Below are 17,021 nucleotides of genomic sequence, written 5' to 3'. Positions count from 1 at the left end.
CGGATACATCATTTCCCATCAGAATCGCGGATCGCGGGGCGTTGGGCGCAATCAACCGCCAGCCGGCACTGCGTCATTCCTGATGCATTGAGGAGATGAGACGGTGCGTTCCACCCTGACCGACATAGCCCGGGAAGCCGGCGTCTCCGCCGCCACCGTCGACCGCGTGCTCAACAATCGCCCCGGCGTGCGGGCGCGCACACGCGAGATCGTGCTCGAAATGGCGCAGCGCCTCGGCTACATCGCCGAAGGCCCGAACGGGGCGCCGCCCAGGCCGGTGCCCGGCGAGGTCATCCGGCTCGACTTCGCGCTGCCGGCCGGCACCAATTCCTTCATCAAGATGCTGCACCGCCACATCGAGGCACAAGCCCTGGCGCGCCCCGATCTCGACGTCCATATCGCCACCATAGAGGGCTTCAATCCCGACCGGCTCGCCCGCCTGCTGCAGGATTTGCGCGGCCAGACGCAAGGCGTCGGCGTCATCGCGCTCGACCATCCGACGGTGCGCGAGGCGATCCGCTCGCTATCGGCCAACGACGTCAAGGTGGTGACCATCGCCTCCGACATCCTGCATGTGCCAAGGGTTGCCTATATCGGCATCGACAACCGCGCCGCCGGGCGGCTGGCCGGCTATCTGCTCAACCGTTTTATGGGCTCAGGCAGCCCCGGCAAGGTGGCGCTGTTTGCAGGCTCGCTGTCCTATCGCGGCCACGAGGAACGCGAGATGGGCTTCCGGCACATACTGACCGAGGAATCGCCCAATCTGGAGATCGTCGAGATGCGCGAAATGCTCGACGACCGCGAAAAGGCCTATTCGGAGGCGTCAGCCCTTCTGGAACGCCACCCCGACCTTGCCGCGATCTACAATGTCGGCGCCGGCAACACCGGCATAGCGCGTGCGCTGAAGGAACGCGGCCGTGCGCAATCCATGGTTTTCCTCGGCCACGAGGCGACGGACGGCACCAAGGAACTGCTGCTCGACGGCACGCTCGACGCCGTCATCGACCAGAACCCGCGCGTCGAAGCCCGTGAGGCGCTCAACATCCTGACCCACGCCGTCCGGGGCCTCCCCTATGAATTGCACCAGCCGAGGCTGCAGGTGATCTTCAAGGAGAACATCCCGGAGATTTGAGGCGCGCGCAGCACTTGGCTCGGCACGCACAAAACAAGGATTTAGGCGGTGTCGGTTAGATCATTTGGAGTAATGACAGGCCTGATCGGCCGGTAGGTTGGCGCGTCCTAGAGGCAGGCGGCAGCCGGATGCAGCGCTCACCCTATCAGCGCGTGCTCATTTCCTGACCTTGCGGACAATCGCCCCGCCATCACCGCCCACATCGATCGCTATCCGATCACCGGAAACAATCTCCGAAATCCCGCAAACCACCAGCGGCATGCTGATCGCGTAGAGGAACTCGGCGACGATGGCGCCAACGGCAAGGATCGGGTCCGGCCGTTCCAGAAGAATGCCGGCCGGCGCCGTGCCCCTGCGGATTGCCTCGGCCAAGACAGAGGAAGAAGACGAGGACCCTCGCCCGCTCGGCATGACCAGTATCTTGCCGGAGACATTCTGGCCAAGGCCTGGGTGCGAATGATCCGTTATGTCGCCGGTCTCGGCGTCTATGCCGCCCCAGAAGCTGAGCGGTTGCGAGAACACCAGCGCCGCGCCCTCGGCGGCACCGGCCAGTTGGAATGTGCCGGCTCTTTCAACGACCTTCACTTCAATCGACCGCGTCATGAGGCGCCCCGCACGACGTGCCCTGCGGCGGCGGAGCGGATGCAGTCCTGCATCTCGGCGAAGGCGACGGTCACGCCGATATTGCCCGGCGCATAATGCGCCCATTTGCCGGAATTGGTCATCACGACGCCGTCGAGACGCTCGAGAATCGAGGTGACATAGGTGCAGGTGTCAGCGACCGGGACCAGGCCGAACGCCTCCATGCCAGCCAATGCCCCCTCCTCCTGCAATCGTGTCAGCGTCGCGCGGCCGGTGTTGACATAGATCGGGATGCCCCTGCCCGGCGCCACCGCACGCAGCAACGGCAGCAGGCGCATCCATTCCTCATGCGAGAAATGCGGGGTGCCCAGCGACACGGCCGCCAGCGGCGTCCCGTCGGGTACGCGCGACAGCCTGGCCAGCGCTTGACCGATATCGGCGCGCGTGATGCGGATCGTTGCCTCCGGCGCTTGTCCATGGAACGCCTCGTCGAGTGTTCCCGCTTCCGGCGTGATGCCGACCGCGTGGAACAGCGCCACCGCGCCCGTCGTCGCCGCCGCCGCGCCAAGCGCCTTCAGCTGGTCCTCGTCGCGTGGCCGCGGCAGGCCCGATATGACCGGAACGCGATCGCCGCTCGCTTGCCCGATGATCAGCCCGACGCCGACGAACAGGCTGTCGCTCGGCTCCCCGTCGGCAACATCCAGCTCGAACAGGATGCGGCCGCGCCGGTTCTCGCTGAGATGCAGGCCCCAGCCCGGTGCGCGACCCGTCATGGCACAGCACAGGTCGATGAAATCGCCATAGCGGTTGGTGCGAGCGCCGATCACCGAATTGGCGAAAACGATGGCATTGGACTCGCCCCAGGCGATCTGCTGGCCGAATTCAGGCCGGAACCGCGTCTGGTAGGGGGCACAGGTGAATGTGGCCTGGCAGCCAAGTTCCAGATGCGCCGTCATCAACCGCCGCGCCGGCATTTCTTCAGCCGCCGGCATCTTGACCATGCCGGGATGAATAAGGTCGAACGACCCGACATTGAGCGTCGTCGGCACCCGGACACGTCCGCTTCCCTCGACCAGCCGCTCGACGAAATCGAGCCCTGCCTTGCCGTGATAGAGACAGCCATCGATATGGGCGCCTGAGATGTCGAGCAGGCTGCCGGCCCCAACCGCGTTGGAGAAGGCGACGAGGATTTTCATGGCGGCGGCCGCGGCTGGGCCTTGCTCGCCATCGAGCATGGATTGGTCGCGGGCCGTCAGGTCAAGCGTCATCAAGGTGCTCCGGGCTTAACTTGGGCCCGGCTATGCGTTCCTCATTGTCAGCGGTCTGGCAAGAGCCGAAACGACGATCAGCCCGCCGCCGCAATCAGCACTGTGCTCTCCGGCGACCAGCGCAGCACCACATCCTGACCTTCCACCAGCCTGTCGGCGCCAGTATTTTGGACGATGACTTTCAACGTCTGGCCGGCGCAGCCGCGAGGCCGAGCGAGCGCCCGGCTTCGATCAGCGAGTCGTCGATAGCCCGTCACCTCGAGACCGAGGCGGAGTGAAGCCGGCAGCAGCGTCAGATAGAGATTCTGCGAGAAGAAGGCGGCGTAATTGCCCAGCGTGAACGCCCACGGCTTTCCCGTCAGCGGCAGGTCGGTCATGACGGAGAAAAAAGACCGTGGCCGAGAGCGGCAGAAAGACCGAAGGCAATCGCTTTGCAGAAGAACGAAAGCCCGCTCCGGGAACCGGGGCGGGCCTTGGAGGAGGATGAAGGGGTGGGACCCTCTCCTCTTGTTTCCACGGGGGGTGTGGACCGCAATCACCATACAGCCGTCCTGCGGGGCGCATGATCACAAGCCGGCCTGCTTCCATCACATTCCAGTGCACGCCGGCGCGGGTTCGCTCACGGGACCGCGACGCCGGCGACACAAGAGGAGCCGGCTAGATGCGTCCCAGGACGACAAGGATGATGACGATGATCAACACAAGTCCGAGACCGCCACCGCCATAGTAACCGGTTCCGTAGAACGGGCCACCGCCCAGACCGCTGAAGCCGCCGAGCAGCGCGAGGATTAGAATAATGATAAGTATCGTTCCGAGACCCATGGCCTTCCCTGCTCCTGAATGCGCGCTTTCGCGCTGGTTCAACATCGCGCCATTTCGGATGTCGCAAGGTATGAACGTTTTAGAGGGGCTGGCGTTCCGCTGGACTATTGCGGCTACGGAACACACAGCCCGCAACGCAGAAAGCCCGCCTGGACGGCGGGCTTTCCAACCGGCCGGAGGCCAGGAGAGTGCGGTCAGGCCTACGGCTGGTTCCGCAACCTCCCTCAGCCTCAGCGGCGTGCGATCAGCAGGCAGAGCTGCCGCAAGTCGCGGTCATAGGTCCCTTCGCTGCTGAGGACATCGACGCAGCGCTTCTTCATGCGCGTCACCTGCGAGCTTGACATCTGGGCCACGACACCCGGAACGTTGGGGTGATTGGGATTGGATGGGTTGTTCGGGTTGGACGGATTGCTGGGATTGGTGCCGTTGCCGATGCCCGCGCCGACACCAATGCCACCGGCGCCGCCAACACTGGCGCCAAGCCCCGCATTGATGCCACCCGTTCCGCCAACATTGGCACCGAGCCCGGCGTTGATGCCGCCCGAACCACCGATATTGGCGCCGGCTCCTGCATTGACGCCATTGCTGCCGCCGACCGACGCGCCGAGCCCGGCGCTGACGCCCCTCGAGCCGCCGACATTGGCGCCGGCTCCGGCATTGACGCCACCGCTGCCGCCGACCGAGGCACCGACGCCGGCATTGATGCCGCCACCGCCGCCGACCGAGGCGCCGACACCGGCATTGACACCGCCGCTACCGCCAACCGAGGCGCCGACACCGACGCCAAGACCTGCTGCGTTTGCTGGCACGGACAGAACCAAGACTATTGCACTACCCGCCAACACACTGGCGACTGTCTTGATGGTAAAGGCCATAACACTCTCCTGTTGTCGTTGCGCTAGGCAGTCGGCATGCAGCCGATTGCGATGGCAACTACGTCGAAGAGAGTTTTGAGTTTCAATTCACGCTATACATGTGAGCGGCATGGTATTAACTGTCGAAACAAGAAAGCGATGATGATAATAAAAATATAATATACTTGTAGAAAATATCCAATGGCAGACGTTTGCAATGTCTATATTTTGAGAAGTTTACGAGAAAAAACGATTTAGAGCCAGCTGTTGGAGAGCCGATGATTTGGTGCCAGGCTGCTTGCTACCGAACAGCCAGGATACAGCACCTCACCTGCGGAGCAGTTCCGGACCACTAGCCGCTAAGGAGCCCTGTTGGCCAACTCTGGATCAAACAGGACCGGCCACTCTCGCAGTCTGGCCTTCAGAATATCCGGTAAAACAGCCTATAGCGCACGCGCTCCATATAAGAGCGGTACTCCGGTTCCGCGGCAAGCAAGGCCTCCTCGCGCAGAATGCGGTACACCTGCAGATAGGTGATAACCGCATAGACGGCGAGATTGTAGAAGGAAAAGGCCGACAGCAGGTAAAGGACATGGCCGGTAAGGTAACCGGCATAGATCGGGTGCCGCACCAGGCGGTAGGCGCCGCCGGTCATCACGCCGCGATTGGCGGGCAGGATGGCAAAGGAACGACCCAGCGACAGCTTTCCCCAGATGACGAACCACAGTGCCAGGAACTGCAGCGGCGCGGCGACATAGATGGGGATGATGGGGATGCCCGGTTCCATGGTGATCAAGGCGACACCAAAACTGGCGGTCACCGAAGCGACTACCGCAAGCGGGCTCCAGTCACGCGTCACCGGCCGCCGCGACAGCAGCAGCCAGGTAAATGTGAGCGTCTCGGAAACCGCCACGAGCGCGATATTGAACCGGGTGGGATCCTGCACGAAGTGATACACGCCCCGGTACACAAACAGCGCGGCGCATGCGAGCGCACAAATGCGAAAGAAGCCTTCGCGCAAGTCGGCCAGGATCTCGCGCTTGCGCGCTTCGGATATCATCCCGCCCTGGTTGACGCGCGGAAGCGTTTCGCTTTTTGGTGCAAGCAAGGCAAGAACCCCGATGATCCCTCGGAGGGACCTTTGCACGCAACCATTGCCGTGTGGTTAACCGAGAAGATCATATCGGCATCAGAAACGGCGACGGCGCCGCCGAAAGAGACACAAGGCACGGCCGTGCAGATTGTCTCCGCTTCGAGGATCGCCAGGAATGGGTTTCGCCCGAGTTGATCCTCTCCTTAAGGGATTGGCCAGCTACCCCAGAAATGCGTTGCTGAAATACCTGGCGAAATCCGGGCTCTGCGGCAGAACCTTACCGTCGGCGTCGCGCAGAATGCCGGCGGCGAAGAGGTAGTTGCCGATCGCTTCCATCTTGGCAGGGTCCAACGTCCCGATGGCACCATTTTGCCCGCGTAGATAATTGCCCTCGAGCAGTGCCTTCAGCGAGGCGTGGACCAAGGCCGGATTCGTCAGGGCATCCTTGTTGGCGGCTATCAGCAGCGTGGCGGCCTCCCCTGGATGATCGACGGCGAATTGGTAACCGCGCCGCGTTGCCTGGATGAAGGATGACGACAATTCGGGGTTCGCCTGGAGATACGCTTCGCTCGAAGAGATAAGCGTGGTGTGCTCATCGGGGACGCCATGGTCGGCATAGACGAAACTGCGCTGCTTAACGCCCCTGAGTTCGGCTTCGACGCCCTCCCAGGTCGACACTTCCAGCGTGAAGTCGACCGAACCGTTGGCCAGCGCCTCGTAGGCGGAAGTGCCCAGCGTCACCGTCTCGAAATCGCCCTTGCCGCCGTCGTGACGGATGATGGTCGAGATCAGCGCGGTCTCCCAGGCGCTGCCGAAACCGCCATAGGTCAGGCCATCCAGATCTTTCGGGCTTTTGATTTCGCTGCGCGCGGCATTGAACACCAGCCGGCCTGTCTCGGACTGCACGACGGCATAGACGCCCTTCAGATCGGCCCCCGCGGTCTTCTGGGTGAACAGGCTGATGGTGCCGTTGATCCCGAAATCGGCGACATGGTTGGCGACAAGCGTGCCGGCACCGGTATCGCTGTACGGCAGGATGTCGACCTCGATGCCGGCTTCCCGATAAAATCCCTTATCGCGGGCGACGAACAGGCCGATGTGGTTGGTGTTGACCGTCCAGTCGAGGGCGACCGTGACCGTCCGCGTTGCCGCGAAGGAACGGCTCGATCCGGTGATCAGCGGTAGGCGGCCGGCAAGGGTGAGCAGCAGGGCTTGCCTGCGCGTCAAGTCAATCATGGTCATGTCCTTCGGATGGCTGGAGGTTGAGCAAAATGTCGAGAATCTCGGCCTCGAGTGCCCCGGCCTGCCGCGTGGCCGCGCTGGCGGAATCGCGCGGGCGCGGCAGCGGCACCTTGATCTCGCGCACGACCCGGGCAGGCCGCGCGGACAGCACATAGATGCGGTCGGACAGGAACAGGGCTTCGCGCACGTCATGAGTGATCAGCAACGCCGTCCAGTGGTGGTGCCGCCACATCTGTTCGAGCCAGCGCTGCAGGGCCGCACGGGTTAGTGCGTCGAGCGCGCCGAACGGCTCGTCGAGCAGCAACATATCGCGTTCCTGCACCACGGTACGTAAAAGCGCCGTGCGCTGGCGCATGCCGCCCGAGAGCTGCGCTGGAAAGTGCCACTCGAAGCCGGCAAGGCCGAACTCGGCAATCAGCGGAGCCACACGCTTCCGTGCCGCCTTGCGGCTGACGCCTTGCACCTCGAGTCCGAGCGTGGTGTTGTCGAGGATGCGCCGCCACGGCATCAGCGCGTCGCGCTGCGGCATGAAGGCGAAATGCCTGCCGTGATCGTCGAGCGGCACGCCGTCGAAGAACATCTCACCCTCGCCATGCTCGGCGCCGGTCAGAAGCTGGAACAGCGTCGACTTGCCGGCTCCCGAAGGTCCAAGGATCGAGACGAATTCGCCGGCATCGACACGAAGCGAAATGTCGGCGAGCACATCGAGCCCGCCAAACGCCTTGCGAACATGCCGCAATTCGAGCCGGCTCATGCTTCTGGACCTTTTCCAGCGCCTTGCCTGCCAGCGGCTCGTTCCCAGGGCATGGCAAGACGCTGCAGCAGCATCGTCAGCCCGAACAGGACAAGGGTGAGCGCTGCGCTGACGCAGACGGCGGCGAGCACCAGGTCGGGACGGAAATTGTTCTTGGCGTTGAGCATGTAGATGCCCAGCCCTTTGGCCGCGCCTGCATATTCGGCGAAAATGGCGCCGACGACGGCATAGGTGATGGATATCCTGAGGCCAGCGAAGAAATAAGGCAGCGCCGAAGGCAATCGTGCCAGCATGAAGACCCGCCAACGCCCTGCTCCCATGGCACGCAGCATCTGACCGATCTCCACCTCGGTAGCCTCGTAGCCCTGTACCAGCGCGACCAGCATCGGGAAGAAGGTGACCAGCGCCACCAGCACGATCTTGGGCGCCAGCCCGAAGCCGAACCACAGCACCACCAATGGCGCGATGGCGACCAGCGGCAAAGTCTGGCTGACTATGAAGATGGGAAACAGCGCTCGCCGCAAAGGCTGGAAGAAGTCGACCAGCATCGACAGGGCGAAGGCGGCACTGAGCGAACAGGCAAAACCGATCAGCGTGGCGCGGACCGTGGGAATGGCGTTGTCGACCAAGGCTTCCCGATTGAGCATCGCCTGTTCGAAGACGCGCGAGGGCGCCGGCAGAACCGTCGGCTTGATGCCGGAAATGTTTGCGTACAGTTCCCAGGCCACGAGCACCAAACCGATCGATATCACGGCCGGCGCTGTTTTTGCGAAGAAGCCCGCGACGTTACGCGGGTTGAATGACGATGAGACCACGAGCGGTTCAGACGGCGGTGGGACTGTTGGCCGAGACCGTGACATCGAGGGTTACATGGCCGGCGCCGGGCCCGAAGCGGCAGAAGGCTTCATCGAGGGCCGAGAAGATCGCGCCGGCATCGCCGCGCAGCTTGGTGCAGAAATTCTTGGAGCGATCGTAGACGCCGGACTGCTTCAGGAAATCTATGCAGCCATAGATTTCGTCCATGTGGTCGTCAGTGCCCATCACATAGAGCGAGAACTGCGCCGCCGCCGGCTGGCCAGTGGCCGGCGCGCCGCGCACTGCGGTGATGGCGGCTTGCTTGCGCGGGCCGAGTGGCCCGGCAGGTCCGCCGAACGTGTCGGAGCGGCAGATCGGGTCATCCGGCTCGCCTGGGCAGCCACGCGAAACGGTGGCTGACAGCACGCAATGCCTGCCGCTGCCAGACGCGGCCACGAAAAGGTCGCGCAGCGCAGGGAATAACACCTCGGGGGGCCCGACCAGCAAGGTCGAAATGTCGTCGGTCTCGATCCTGAGCTTATCGCGGTACGGATCGAGCGCGCCGAGCGCGCCCAGAATGATGCCGACGAAATCGTCGGCCATTGGATATAGGGAAACCTGTGCGCCTGAAAACATCGCCCGCCTCGCTCCGCTGGTATTACCCAGATCAGCTTCTAGGGTCTGTGGGCTTGCCGCCCCCGTCTCAGCCCCGACCGTACGGAGCACCCCTGTGGATAGGCGCGTTAAAGCATCATTCGGACGGTTGGGAAAGCTGTTTTTTTGGCAAGCCGCGCTAAAGCATTGCCCGAGCTCCAGGGCAATTGGACATCGCCGGCGCGGAAATCTGGAACCTTCGCCATTCCGAGGGGTTGTCCCACCAGTCGCTGGACGCGATTCCAGGACCAATTTTCCGTTCGGGATTGTGTCAAAACAAGAGATTGAGCGGTTCATGATTTCCGCGAAACCGTGCACCGTTCCCGGCGACGAGTTCACAGAAAATGGAGACAAATCATGTTCATGAAAATCCTCGCGGCTTCGGCCTTCACCATTGCCGTTGCAACATCCGCCATGGCGCAAAGCAATAGCGCGGCGGGCGCGGATGGGTCCGGCGGTAGCGGCAAGTCCGTCACTGTGGACCCAAGCACCCCGGCTTCACCCAGTACGATCGATCCGGGTGCGACCAACAGCACGACCACCACGCCGGGCGACATGAATTCCAATGCGGACAAGAATTGCCCGACCAACCCGCAGGGTGCACAGACGGACGCCAACGGCAACGCCACCGCGCCGACCGTGAATGACAACAACTGCGGAAAGTAGTTTGCCATCGCGATATGGGAACCGCGGACGCAGTTTCCACGGTTCCCACTATTGGGATTCAGTGTCCGCGACTACTCGCTGGCGGCTGTGGTGCCGCTTCACTGCCCACCCGGCCAAAGACCCTTAATTCAGCGTACGGTTTGCCGGCCCGGGGGCGTGGGAACGAGGCGTATATTTTCATCAGCCGTTTGAGCAGGCGCCCGTAGGTGAGGTGCCGAACCCGGCCGTTGGCAAGATCGAACTCCACCGTCCCCCATCGCCTTACCGGACCCTTTCCGGTTGGCGGACCCAGTCGCCTGACCTGGAAGGCCAGCCTGACCTGGCGGCCGGCGACATCCAGATAGATACCGGGTTTAGCGCCCAATACGTGCCACATCCGGGCAACGTGCCCGATCGACATGTCGGACAAAATCGCCATGTGGTCCCGCTCAAGTCGAGCCCAGACGAAATCACCGGCTGGCTGCCGCATCCCCGACACCCGATTCTTGCAATAGGCTGGCGCCACCTCACGCACCAACCGGCGCATCGCGCTCGCCACGCTGTCCACCATATCCCGCCGCGACCTCCAGTCTGCTTCGGTGAACGGCACTTGTCCGAGGATGTCGCCGTCGTCGAAATTGGCCGACATCTTATGCAGTGTCACGCCGCCATGGACGGCATGCTGGCCATCCGCGACAAGACGATGGAGAGGATGTGGCCCCCGGTAATTGGGCAGCAGCGCCGGATGAAAATTAAGCCCGCCCTTGGGAAAGAGGTCGAGCAGCTGCTGTGGGATCAAGGTCGGGAAAGCGAAGCAGATCAGCACATCCGCGGCGATGTCAGGCAATTGCCGGGCAAGCTCGTTCCAGTCGTAAGGCCGGCGGAATTCGATCAGCTTTACCGGCGTGTTGCCGAGATGGCGCCTGAGCAAAAGCCGGCGCCTCAGCCTGCGCCGAAAATTGCCAATGCTGAAGCCTCTGGATGGGCGTTGAAAACCAGGCACGATGATCGCACCAACACGGTTTCCCGCCTCGATCCATCCGGAAAGCAGCGGCCCGGTATAAGCAGAAACATCCAGGATGAAAATTGCATTGAGTTGCCCGGCGCGGGCCGCGGGTTCGGAAGAAATCATCTTCTCAAGCCCAGCGGGGCAAGACGTAGCCTGCCCGCGCCAGCAATTCGATCACCGTTACAACTCGGCCAGCCAGGCCCGAAAGCCGGCCTGGCCGGTCAGGCTGCCTTGGAAGAAAGCGGTCCCGCCGCAACACTTGAGAGTCTTTCCCGCTTCACCAACACCGGCTTTTCGTAGATCTTCTTCATGCTCATCCCCGATGATCGATCAACCCACACAGTTGGCCAGCAACGCAACGAACTGTCAACCGCCACGGCGGCTAACAGCCCCTATGCGTATGATCCTTGGCAATCGACGGGCGTTTATATCCCACCTGCTGCCAAAACGGCTGGTGAACCTTATGAAACCGCCTTTTCACGAACCGGCAGCTTCCAGCCTGGTCTGACGAAATGGCAGGTGTAGCCGTTGGGATATTTCTCGAGATAGTCCTGGTGCTCGGGTTCGGCCTCCCAGAACGCTCCGGCCGGCGCAAGTTCGGTGACGACCTTGCCGGGCCACAGGCCGGAGGCGTCGACATCGGTGATGGTGTCCTCCGCCACACGCTTCTGCTCCTCATCGGTGTAGTAGATTGCGGAGCGATAGCTCATGCCGACATCGTTTCCCTGGCGATTGCGCGTCGTCGGATCATGTATCTGGAAGAAGAATTCCAGAAGCTGGCGAAAGCTGATTCTCGCCGGGTCGAAGGTGATCTCGATGGCTTCGGCATGCGTGCCATGATTGCGATAGGTAGCGTTCGGCACGTCGCCGCCACTGTAGCCGACACGCGTGGCAAGGACTCCCGGGAAGCGCCGGATCAAATCCTGCATGCCCCAGAAGCAGCCGCCGGCAAGCACTGCACGTTCACTCGAAGTCGCCATGTCACGTCTCCTCAAAAGGCAATTCCGGGGAAGTGTAGCGGCTCTCCGTCGGGAATTGCGCGGCAACAAACTTGGATAGCGCCATAAATGGGCATTGTTGCCTGGTTCGTCCAGTCAGACGAGCGGCCGTCCGCTTGTATTATAGGGAATGGGATCGCACGTCGCCGCTCACCCTAGCTGCGCGGATGCCGGGTCCGGCTACTGGCGGCAGCCGGCAGATATCGCGTGCCGGGCGGAATGACGGCAAAGCTGATCACCACCGGCGGTGCCTCGCGCGACCAGTTGAAAAGAACGGTCTTGACCGGGATATTGTCCACCCATGCCAGCAGCCTTGACGGCACGTGACGACCCGACCAGACCATCAGCATGCCGTGGTCGCGCAACCGCTGCCTCGTGATCCAGGGTGCAAACCGCATATCGAGATCGGTGAAGATAGACGGCTTGTCATAGGCGTTGAGGCCAGCCAGCATGGCAAGATTGGTGTCGCCACCGACGATGTCGAGCCGGCCCGGCGCCGCCGCGTGCCAGATTGCCTCGGCCTCGTCCGAGATCGGCCGCGCCGGCCAGCAGACGGCGTCCATGCGTCCACGCACATTGCAGTCCGTCCATCGGATCGCCCCATAGGCGCCCGACATGGCGACGATGCAGATGAAGGCGCAGATCGCCAACCTTCTCATCTCGACGGCACCGAGCCGGTGACCGAGAAAGGCGAGCGCGACGACGCCGACAAGATTGTACATCGGCGCGCCCCAGGCTTCCCCGGTGCCGGTGAACAACGAGACCACCATGATCAGCGCCGCCGGCCCAAGCCCCATCCAGCAGAGATAGACGAGCGTGTCGCGCTCGACCGGCACTTGCGGGGCTGGTGAGCGCCGCAATAGCCCTGATAGCGCCAACACCAGGAGAAAGCCGGAAAGGCCGGCCATCTGGACGCCGATATAATAGAGCCGCGCCCGATGCTCGCTCACCCATGCATCGCGGCCGGCGAAATAGGTCAACGGCAGGAAATCGATGCGGTAGAGTGCGATGGCAAGCGGCGCGGCGACGGCGAGAAACACAGCCAGGCCAAGCCATGGCCAGGGTGTCGCCAGCCGGCTGCGCGCACGTGGGTCGCACAGCAGCCAGAGGCCGCCGAAGGCAAGCAGCAAGCCGGTGGAGAACTTGGCGTAGAGCCCGACGCCCGACACCAATCCGAGCGCCAGCCACCAGCCCGGCCCGCCGCCGCGGCTGGCGCGCCACAGCAACCAGCAGATCGCCGCCCAGAACGGCATCTGCGCATAGTCGTGATTGAATTGCGGCGTCGGCCAGCCGAAGAAATAGACCGACGGCATCAAAAGCACGGCGGCCAGCGCTTTGTCGCGGCCGAGCGTGTCGCGAGCCAGCAGGCAGACCAGGACGAAAGTGGCCGAGATCGTCAGCTGGGCCAGCAGATATTGCGGCCAGCGGAACGATCCGGTCAGGAGATGACTGGTCTCGAGCAGCCAGCCGGGGAGTTGCGGATGCTTGTAGGTCAAAAGCACCCATTCGCGGCCCCACATGAAGCCTTCCACGACGTCGCCGGGCGGTGCGGGATCGATGAGTGTTGGCACCAGGGTCCAGCACAGGATCTGCACCAGGCACAAAAGTGCCAGCAAACCCCAAGGGTGCCGAAGCAGCGCGGACCAGACCAATGACGAGTCCAGGCCCACGGCAGGCAGTGCTGCCGGCACCCAACGATCCATGGAGTCGTCAATTCCCGCCATGCCGCGCTTAAATCACATCGCCCGGTTTGCCGAATAGCCCCAAGGTCAAAGCTTACAAAAAAGTATACTTGTGCGCCATTGCAATACCAAGATTGAGCGGGAATCTCGGCGTTCTATTGCCCTCCCCGGCAAAACAGCCCGCACACCTGATCCCACTTCAGCATCCCGGACATTCGATGCGTCACCAGCATGCCGTCATCCACCAACGCGCGCTCGACTTCTGGCTGGCGCGCGCGGCTGTCCTCGTCATCATCTGCCTGCAGCTTCTGGTCATCAACGATCTTTCGTTCGGCCCGCGCTGGCTGGCGCCGTCGCTGGAGGCCGCCCTGCTCGTGCCCCTGTCAGTGGCCACCGCCTGGACGCAGGTCGCCACCCAGAAAGCGGTCGAGGAAGAGCACTGGTATCTCGTCGGCCGTTTTCGCGTCATGATCCGCAGAACGGCCCTGGTAATGACCGGCGTCGTCAGCGTCATGAACTGCGGTTCGCTGGTGCTGCTGGTGCGCGTGTTGCTGGCAGGACATGCCGGCAGCAGCGGCCAGACATTGCTCGTCGACGCGCTCAACATCTGGCTCACCAACATCATCGTCTTCGCCTTGTGGTTCTGGAGCACCGATCGCGGCGGGCCGCCGACCTGCGGACTGGTCAAACGCGCCCATGCCGATTTTCTGTTTCCGCAAATGACCCTGGACGATCGCGAGATCCGCGACTGGCTGCCTGGCTTCGTTGATTATTTCTTCCTCGCCTTCACCAATGCGACGGCGTTTTCACCAACCGACACCTTGCCCCTTTCCCAGCGCGCCAAGCTTTTGATGATGGCGGAAGCGATGATCTCGCTGCTCACGATCGCGCTGGTCGCGGCCCGCGCCGTCAACATCCTGGCCTGAGTACGGTTTTCCGACCTTGCGCCGAAGAGGAGCCGGGCCTCGTATCCGTGAACGATGAGCGGCCCGAAAACGCAAGAAAGCCCGCCCTGGCGTGAGCCAAGGCGGGCTTGTGGTTCGATCGAGCCGTCAGGTGCCGGTCCCAAAGCAGGGCCGGCCGTCAGTCCTCTGGGGCTGGCCCGAACTTCCGCACGATCACCTCGAACAGAATATCCGAGAGGACGTCCAATTGGTTGACGGCGACACCGAAATCCTTGGGCAGCACGGACAGCACGATCTTCAGATACTGGTCCGGCTTGTCGGTCCGCACCTCGGCGAGGACACCGGCGCCATGCGCCAGAAAATCGGCCCGCACGGCGGCCAGGAAATCGTCGCCCAATGTTTTCTTGGTCCGCTTCGGCCGGGGCGTCTTGGCGGCTACCGGACTGGCAGCAGGCTTGCGCCTTGCCGCCCTGGCCTTGCGGCGCGCCGGCCCGGTTTCATCAGTCATGGGTCCGCGCCCCGACATTGACATCATCGGCGGCGGCCTTCGGCGGCGCCTGCCTGGCCCGCTTTTTCAAGCGGGCGGATTTCTTCCTGGCCTTTCCGCGCTTCGGCTTCGCGGCCTGTGCGGGCCTCGCCACAGGCCTTGCAGCCTTGAGCCGCGCCATGGCGAGATCTACGAGCTGTGCGCCGATACCGGCCTGCGGAAAGCAGAAGCCACCGGCCGCATCGCGCACCATGCCGATCAGCACGCCGGGCGCAACCGCCTCGACACGGCCGAGGCGCGCCACAGGGCCGGCGCCCTCGAATTCGCCGATGGCGCTGACGATCTCGCGGCCGTCATCGCCGGTGATGATGCTGGCATAGCGGGGCATGGGATTCTCGCATCTCGCGGAAGCAGCGCTCTACGGCGCCACCGCATCGGCAGGCAGCCCAACCAGGGCCAGAAACAGAAAACCCGCCTCGGCGGCGGGTCGGTGGCGCAAATCAGCACCATGGATGGATTTATAGCATCGCTGCCCTCACCGGTCAATGCCAAATAGGAAAAAATTCATATTTCTCCGGGAGGCATGATCCCGGCGGCTGACGTTTATCCGGCTGTTCATGAACCGGCACCTGTGAAATCATCAGCGCCAGCTCATGGAATGATTCCCGTCGCACGGCCTTGTGGGAGAGGACGATGGACAGACCAGCCATGGCATCCGTCTTCAGGATGCGGCACGCTCCGGCCACGGTTTCCGGTGTGCGCAGCACCGGCCAGGGTCAGGCCGATCCGGTCATCCGGGTGCACTCGCTTGGCGAAGCGATCCGCTTCGTCGCCAACGCTTACCCCAATTACGACATCGGCACCGTCGCCATAGATTGCGGCGACCCTTCGATCCCACGCCTCGGCAGCCTGGAAGTCAGGGCGCTTTGGCGCGAGTATGGCGAGCGCCTGACGCAGGAGTAGCGCCTGACCGCTCACGATCGGCGCGCTGGTTCCCGCACGCCGGCCGGATCGGAAACGCCGCTGATGCGTTCCACTGCGATCAACGGAGGGAGAAATCCATGAACGTCGCCAACCTGCAACTCGAAGGCCTGTTGATGGCCGTCGCCTCGATCAACCACGTCCTGGTCAAAAAGGGGGTGCTGACGTCGGAGGAGATCGACATCGCGCTTCGCAAGGCCGAGGCGTCGGAAACCGGCGAGGAGCGATCGGACGGCATGTCGGCGTCGAACCGCGACGCCGTCAATTTTCCGATCCGGCTGCTGGAACTCGCCAACCAGTGCCAGCCGGAGGCCGACATGCCGTCTTTCTCGAAGCTGGCCCGCATGGTCGGCCAGATGAAGGAGCCCTACAACGATCAGATGTGAGATCCCTGCCCCTGGCGGACTCCTCGTGCCCTGCCCCCGGCATGCTCATTACGCCCTGCCCGGCCATCCCAGGTTCAGCGCCAGAATTCTTCCAGGTCCGTGGACCGCCGCGAACAGCAGTCCGGCCAGGAACGAAAAATGGTCGACGAAGAAACCGAACTCGGCCTGGTTGCCGGCCCAGTGGCTGGGTCCGTGGAAGGCAAAGGCAAGGAACAGCACATAGGCGGCGGCGACCAGGGCGGCTTGGGTGAAGAAGGCGCCGCTGAGGAAACACAGCACCAGGGCCACCTCCAGGATTGCCGCGCACCATGCCAGGAAGAGCGGGAACGGAAAGCCCGCGGCCGCGATATAGCCCGCCGTGGCCTCCATGCCCAGGAACTTGAAGGTCACCGCCATCAGGAAGACGGCGGCGAAGATCAGGCGGGCGACGAGAAGGGCCGCGGTCTGCCACGGCGATTGTGCGATTTGGGGCGACATGGTTGTTCTCCAGCTTCATCAGCCCCAAGGACGCACCGCCATGTGCCGATCCGACATGCCGGGCAAAAATTTTCACCGGTTCCGGTTTGACGCCCGATGCTATGGCAGCGCACCGCTCGAAGGAAGAAGCAAGACCGCTTACCGGCAGGCACAGCTTTAGAAATTCTTAATGATCCTGAAACTTGTCCGTAACCCTGATCGTGATATTGTTAGCCGGGGCTAATGCACAGCTATGTCTGGTGCACGATATGGGTG

At 62.9% G+C, this 17,021-nt stretch carries 21 protein-coding genes, 2 pseudogenes and 1 riboswitch; of the genes and pseudogenes, 5 read left to right on the top strand and 18 right to left on the bottom strand.

Translation table 11 applies throughout. From position 1 onward, the window contains the following. The first annotated feature begins 103 nt into the window (after window positions 1–103). The gene (locus LB554_RS27580) at window positions 104–1,132 is read left to right on the top strand and encodes a LacI family DNA-binding transcriptional regulator (protein ID WP_140876241.1); all 1,029 of its coding nucleotides are present in this window, start codon (window positions 104–106) and stop codon (window positions 1,130–1,132) included. 156 nt (window positions 1,133–1,288) lie between these two features. On the opposite strand, the gene LB554_RS27575 is transcribed toward LB554_RS27580, so the two are convergent. The 11 genes and pseudogenes from LB554_RS27575 to LB554_RS27530 all read right to left on the bottom strand — a co-directional run bounded on the left by LB554_RS27575 (window position 1,289) and on the right by LB554_RS27530 (window position 9,178). Next, entirely contained in the window at window positions 1,289–1,735 is a 447-nt protein-coding gene (locus tag LB554_RS27575; RefSeq protein ID WP_224587974.1) for an aconitase X swivel domain-containing protein, read from the bottom strand. After that, window positions 1,732–2,982, bottom strand: a complete 1,251-nt coding sequence (locus tag LB554_RS27570; RefSeq protein ID WP_224587973.1) for an aconitase X — start codon at window positions 2,980–2,982, stop codon at window positions 1,732–1,734. Before LB554_RS27570 ends, LB554_RS27575 begins: the two co-directional genes overlap by 4 nt. 77 nt (window positions 2,983–3,059) lie before the next feature. Next, window positions 3,060–3,176: pseudogene (locus LB554_RS29575) on the bottom strand (spermidine/putrescine ABC transporter ATP-binding protein); the annotation flags it as partial. A 57-nt stretch (window positions 3,177–3,233) separates the two neighbouring features. Further along, a pseudogene (locus LB554_RS29570) lies at window positions 3,234–3,408 on the bottom strand (ABC transporter permease); the annotation flags it as partial. A 231-nt stretch (window positions 3,409–3,639) separates the two neighbouring features. Further along, entirely contained in the window at window positions 3,640–3,804 is a 165-nt protein-coding gene (locus LB554_RS27560) for a DUF3309 family protein (protein ID WP_023769518.1), read from the bottom strand. Between the two features lie 230 nt (window positions 3,805–4,034). Next, window positions 4,035–4,679 (bottom strand): hypothetical protein, encoded by a 645-nt coding sequence (locus tag LB554_RS27555; RefSeq protein ID WP_015317055.1) that lies wholly within the window; start codon window positions 4,677–4,679, stop codon window positions 4,035–4,037. 400 nt (window positions 4,680–5,079) lie between these two features. Beyond that, complete coding sequence (locus tag LB554_RS27550; RefSeq protein ID WP_224587972.1) at window positions 5,080–5,718, bottom strand: methyltransferase family protein; 639 nt, start codon at window positions 5,716–5,718, stop codon at window positions 5,080–5,082. Between the two features lie 252 nt (window positions 5,719–5,970). After that, window positions 5,971–6,987, bottom strand: a complete 1,017-nt coding sequence (locus LB554_RS27545; protein WP_224587969.1) for an ABC transporter substrate-binding protein — start codon at window positions 6,985–6,987, stop codon at window positions 5,971–5,973. Next, entirely contained in the window at window positions 6,980–7,747 is a 768-nt protein-coding gene (locus LB554_RS27540; RefSeq protein ID WP_224587967.1) for an ABC transporter ATP-binding protein, read from the bottom strand. The genes LB554_RS27545 and LB554_RS27540 overlap by 8 nt, the downstream gene beginning before the upstream one ends. Continuing rightward, window positions 7,744–8,607 (bottom strand): ABC transporter permease, encoded by an 864-nt coding sequence (locus tag LB554_RS27535; RefSeq protein WP_181173088.1) that lies wholly within the window; start codon window positions 8,605–8,607, stop codon window positions 7,744–7,746. Before LB554_RS27535 ends, LB554_RS27540 begins: the two co-directional genes overlap by 4 nt. Continuing rightward, window positions 8,570–9,178: a Ykof family thiamine-binding protein gene (locus LB554_RS27530; RefSeq protein WP_224587965.1), complete on the bottom strand. Its 609-nt coding sequence runs from the start codon at window positions 9,176–9,178 to the stop codon at window positions 8,570–8,572. Before LB554_RS27530 ends, LB554_RS27535 begins: the two co-directional genes overlap by 38 nt. Then, a riboswitch (TPP riboswitch) is annotated at window positions 9,169–9,282 on the bottom strand. It overlaps the preceding gene by 10 nt. A gap of 271 nt (window positions 9,283–9,553) precedes the next feature. Here LB554_RS27530 and LB554_RS27525 point away from each other — a divergent pair. Next, window positions 9,554–9,862: a hypothetical protein gene (locus LB554_RS27525; protein WP_224587962.1), complete on the top strand. Its 309-nt coding sequence runs from the start codon at window positions 9,554–9,556 to the stop codon at window positions 9,860–9,862. A 58-nt stretch (window positions 9,863–9,920) separates the two neighbouring features. On the opposite strand, the gene LB554_RS27520 is transcribed toward LB554_RS27525, so the two are convergent. From LB554_RS27520 to LB554_RS27505, 3 genes are all read right to left on the bottom strand, one after another. Further along, the gene (locus LB554_RS27520) at window positions 9,921–10,973 is read right to left on the bottom strand and encodes a formyltransferase family protein (RefSeq protein WP_224587960.1); all 1,053 of its coding nucleotides are present in this window, start codon (window positions 10,971–10,973) and stop codon (window positions 9,921–9,923) included. A 338-nt stretch (window positions 10,974–11,311) separates the two neighbouring features. Next, the gene (gene msrA / locus LB554_RS27510) at window positions 11,312–11,830 is read right to left on the bottom strand and encodes a peptide-methionine (S)-S-oxide reductase MsrA (protein ID WP_224587959.1); all 519 of its coding nucleotides are present in this window, start codon (window positions 11,828–11,830) and stop codon (window positions 11,312–11,314) included. A gap of 173 nt (window positions 11,831–12,003) precedes the next feature. Beyond that, window positions 12,004–13,551 carry a glycosyltransferase family 39 protein gene (locus LB554_RS27505; protein ID WP_224587957.1) on the bottom strand — a complete coding sequence of 516 codons (1,548 nt, stop codon included), beginning with the start codon at window positions 13,549–13,551 and terminating at the stop codon, window positions 12,004–12,006. A gap of 197 nt (window positions 13,552–13,748) precedes the next feature. Here LB554_RS27505 and LB554_RS27500 point away from each other — a divergent pair, with 197 nt between their 5' ends. Beyond that, complete coding sequence (locus LB554_RS27500) at window positions 13,749–14,456, top strand: hypothetical protein (protein WP_224587955.1); 708 nt, start codon at window positions 13,749–13,751, stop codon at window positions 14,454–14,456. 157 nt (window positions 14,457–14,613) lie between these two features. On the opposite strand, the gene LB554_RS27495 is transcribed toward LB554_RS27500, so the two are convergent. From LB554_RS27495 to LB554_RS27485, 3 genes are all read right to left on the bottom strand, one after another. Next, entirely contained in the window at window positions 14,614–14,943 is a 330-nt protein-coding gene (locus LB554_RS27495) for a hypothetical protein (RefSeq protein WP_224587952.1), read from the bottom strand. Beyond that, on the bottom strand, window positions 14,936–15,310 hold the full coding sequence (locus LB554_RS27490) for a hypothetical protein (protein ID WP_224587951.1): 375 nt from the start codon (window positions 15,308–15,310) through the stop codon (window positions 14,936–14,938). The genes LB554_RS27495 and LB554_RS27490 overlap by 8 nt, the downstream gene beginning before the upstream one ends. 154 nt (window positions 15,311–15,464) lie before the next feature. Next, the gene (locus LB554_RS27485; protein WP_181174002.1) at window positions 15,465–15,632 is read right to left on the bottom strand and encodes a hypothetical protein; all 168 of its coding nucleotides are present in this window, start codon (window positions 15,630–15,632) and stop codon (window positions 15,465–15,467) included. On the opposite strand from LB554_RS27485, the gene LB554_RS27480 reads away from it, so the two are divergent. Together LB554_RS27480 and LB554_RS27475 are read left to right on the top strand one after the other, a co-directional pair. Then, window positions 15,631–15,885, top strand: coding sequence for a hypothetical protein (locus LB554_RS27480; RefSeq protein ID WP_224531690.1), 255 nt, complete (start codon window positions 15,631–15,633; stop codon window positions 15,883–15,885). The genes LB554_RS27485 and LB554_RS27480 overlap by 2 nt on opposite strands. A gap of 98 nt (window positions 15,886–15,983) precedes the next feature. Beyond that, entirely contained in the window at window positions 15,984–16,289 is a 306-nt protein-coding gene (locus LB554_RS27475; protein WP_015317041.1) for a hypothetical protein, read from the top strand. Window positions 16,290–16,337: 48 nt separating this feature from the next. On the opposite strand, the gene LB554_RS27470 is transcribed toward LB554_RS27475, so the two are convergent. After that, the gene (locus LB554_RS27470) at window positions 16,338–16,766 is read right to left on the bottom strand and encodes a DoxX family protein (protein ID WP_140620672.1); all 429 of its coding nucleotides are present in this window, start codon (window positions 16,764–16,766) and stop codon (window positions 16,338–16,340) included. Window positions 16,767–17,021: the final 255 nt, after the last annotated feature.

The sequence above is a fragment of the Mesorhizobium sp. CO1-1-11 genome (assembly GCF_020164995.1).
In the GTDB taxonomy this organism is placed as follows: domain Bacteria; phylum Pseudomonadota; class Alphaproteobacteria; order Rhizobiales; family Rhizobiaceae; genus Mesorhizobium; species Mesorhizobium australicum.
This window is presented reverse-complemented; position numbering and strand designations above follow the sequence as displayed.